Genomic DNA, 3,339 nt, shown 5'->3' on the forward strand with positions numbered 1-3,339 from the left:
GCTGGGGCCAAGGGCGCTGGTTGCGCCGCCAGACAGGCCGGAGAGCATGGAGCCAATCGCGCCCATCGTGGCTTCACGCCTGGCAATCTTGGCCCCGTACCTGGTGAGTTGCGCTTGCCGGTCGGCCACGAACTTGCCTTGCCGCCCTGAAAATTCGGTCTTGAGCGCGTCGAGTTCGATCTGTCGCGCCGACTCCCGCGCCACGTCCAAGGCGCTGCCGGTATTCGTCACCAAGCCAGAGGCCGCCGTGATGTTCGTTTGTTCGGCCAGCAGCTTGTTGCCCTGAAAGCGAAGCTGCTTCGCGTCCTCATAGGCTGAGAACTGCGTGAGCCGCCCTTGCTCCTGCATGGCATCGGCTTCGACTGCCGCCGCCTTGCCCTGTGCGTCAGCCGCCTGGAGTTGTCCCACTGCGGACAGCGCTCCGCCACCCAGGGCGGACCCTGCCCCGATCATTGCTAGCGCGAAAACTGGATCGGCCATCGTGCCCCCTTCGGAAACCAGACATACCGCCGCATGGTTTCACCGTGATGCCCCATGAGCGGACAGAGACATTCCACGGCAAACCCTAAATGCTCTAGCCATCGGCAGGCCGCGTCCGCTTGATCCACGGCCATCGACTGCACACGCAACATGTCGTAGGCCCCGGCAAAGTTGTGAAGAATCCGCTTCGTAGCCCGGTGCAGCCAGTACGGATACAGCAAGGCTTCCCGATGCAGGTACGTCCACGCTTCTGCCGTGTGGCCGTTCAGCTTGGTCAGGCCACAGATTGCGACCACATGCCCGTTGACTCTGCCGGTCCAGATCGTGGAGCGGGCCAGAATGGCCGAAAGATCCATGTAGGCCCCATCAGGCAACCAGTCGATCCCGTTGAGATCGTCCAGCTTGAAGGTCGTGACCGTCTTAGTTGTTACCTGTGTCGAATGTGGCAAAGACACCAATCACCTTCGCGGGTAAGGGTTCAGTTTGTTGAATCCGAATCGTGCCGTTGGTCCGATGCCCGATGTCCTTAATCTGCTGCAAGCCCGTCACGTAGGGCGGGCCGGTGTCCATATAGTCACGAGGCGTGCGGGTCACCAACTGCTTGCCGTTCACCTTGAGCGAATTGGTTTGGATGATGTACACCCACAGTGTGGGCGTCGATTTGAGCAGGCCCTGGCTGGAGCCGTCCGGCCCGCGAATCTCAGGGGCCACGGTTTCGCAATCGCTATCGAAGTCCAGCCCGACTTCCACGAAGGCATAGGAGGCCCCCAGCGCGAGGTCGCTACTCGTCACGGTCTGCGGCGTGAGCGTCCCGCCATGCGCCACAATCTCCACCTCGTTCCCGAGCAGATGCGCCACGGATGCCGCCGCGACGGCGCTGATCGCGGGAGGCCCTTCATAGGTCAAGGCGCTGTCGGTGTTCACCGTGGTGTCAAAGTATTCGATATAGCGCACGTCCTCACCGTTCACGGTGCGCTTCACCACCACCCACGTTTGATCGGTGGTCTGCGTGGGAATCGTCGCCACGGACTCAAAGCTGCCTTGCGTGGTATGGCGACTCCACGCGATCACGTCTTGTTCTGGGAAGTAGGTCAGCGCCAGCAAGACGCCATCGGAGCGCACGGCCCACACGGTTTGATTCGGGTCTTGCTGGTAGGCCCATTGCACGATGGTGGCCTGGTCGCTGGTGATATGCCGCGCCAAGACGGTGCGATCTGATCGAATATCGTTCGTCGCGTCCGCCTCGTAATCCAGTTCACGGACCCGCTTGCCGCCGCGTTGCACGTAGAGCAGCTTCCCGCCGATCTTCAGCGGATGAATATCGGCAGACCCGTAGGCATTGACCTCCTTGACATAGGGCAGATTGTCAGGGGCAAAGGGGGTGTTGTCCGTGGTCTGCAAGGCGTAAATCGCGCCGTTCGTCGCCGCAAACCAGGTCACGCCTTTTTCCATCCACAAGACGGAGTTGACGAGGCCTGAATCGACCTCAAACGAAATGGCGCGGTCCGCATCGGCCCCGCCTCGAAACGACTCAAAGCCCCCCGGCTCTGACATGTCGATACGGGCCGGATGGCCGGACGCTCCAGCGATGGCGGTACGCTGCTCAATAAAGGCGATGGCGCGGGGATAGCCCTGCACGCCGCTGTAGGCCCCTTCCGCCCAATAACTGGTGCCGCTGCGGGCGTTCTCAGGCAGATGCTGCCGCACAATCGCGGTCACGGATCGCGGGGTGTTGTAGGTCAGGATCTCCACATACCCCGACCCATCGTTGATGTAGACCCAATCGTTGCCGCCGTCCGAAGAAGTCCCGCGCAAGTGAACGGGCGGCTTCGTGCCGGTCGTGCCAATCGAGGTCATTTCGTAGACATGGCCATTATAGGTCCGGCGAATGCCGAGCGTGGTTGAGGCTGTACTCGCAGCCCAGGCGGCTTCAGAAGGGGAGCCTTCCGCATCGCTGATTTCCCAGAGCGCCCCGACATGGCCGGGAGCCCAAGTATCCTGGTTGGCCGTTAGCGTCACCTGTGCGCCGGTATGCAGCGGCTTGACGCAGGACACGTCATCAATCGTATGCGCAGAAGAGGCCGTGGAATTTGAGAAATAGATGAACGCAGCTGAACCAGTTGCGGTAAAGGAAATGGACCGCGCCCCAGTGGCATGGGCCGCCGAGGCCACCAAGTCCTGCGCTTGAGACGAGGTGCCGGCCTGCGCATTGACCGAGCCCACGCCGACCGTAAAGCTCACCGTGTAGACCAGGCCGACCGTGGTTGGGAACGAGGTTTCTCCTGCACCAATGTCTGCCCCGCCTGCATGGGTGAGCGTGCCCTTGCCAGCGGCAGCGGTAAAGGTGCCGGCCCCCACAGACAGATCCGTCCACCCCACCACATCCGTACCGAACGTCCCGTTCGTGACTAACTCCCCGCCGCTCGCCGTAATGACCCAATCGGGGTTGTTGTTCTGATCCAGGAACGGCCCTTCCGTGTCCACCACTTCCGTGATGGTCCAGGCCGTGTGGCTGGTGCGGGAGAGCTTCTGTCGCTTGTAGCCTGGATGCGTGAGGTACAGCACATCGGCCCGTTGCTGATACTTGAGGCGCGGGAGGTCGCTTTCCGTGTAGGACGTGCCGACTTGCACCGGATTGCCATCCACGTCCACGATCTGTCCGCCGTCTTTATAGAAGCGGATATAGCCTACCCCGAACTCCAAGATGTAGGCTTGTAAGGTCGAGAAGATGAAGGGAACCAACCGCGCCGCAGTGGACGCGTGTTTCGCCGCAGCCACAAACCGCGTGCCCGGTCGCCGCATCATCCCGCCCTCGATCAGCGGCAACCAATTGAGCATGGTCTTGCAGCCGTTCTGGTA

At 61.6% G+C, this 3,339-nt stretch carries 2 protein-coding genes and 1 pseudogene; all 3 read right to left on the minus strand.

All coding sequences use genetic code 11. From position 1 onward, the window contains the following. Positions 1-480, minus strand: a 480-nt coding sequence (locus KBA48_RS32830; RefSeq protein WP_292912873.1) for a hypothetical protein, incomplete at its 3' end; no start/stop codon positions are given. Next, positions 456-935, minus strand: coding sequence for a hypothetical protein (locus tag KBA48_RS32835; protein ID WP_292912874.1), 480 nt, complete (start codon positions 933-935; stop codon positions 456-458). The genes KBA48_RS32835 and KBA48_RS32830, both read right to left, overlap by 25 nt. Then, positions 901-3,339 (minus strand): annotated as a pseudogene (locus KBA48_RS32840) (hypothetical protein); the annotation flags it as partial. The pseudogene KBA48_RS32840 and the gene KBA48_RS32835, both read right to left, overlap by 35 nt.

It is taken from the genome of Niveispirillum sp. (genome assembly GCF_017996735.1).
Taxonomy (GTDB): domain Bacteria; phylum Pseudomonadota; class Alphaproteobacteria; order Azospirillales; family Azospirillaceae; genus Niveispirillum.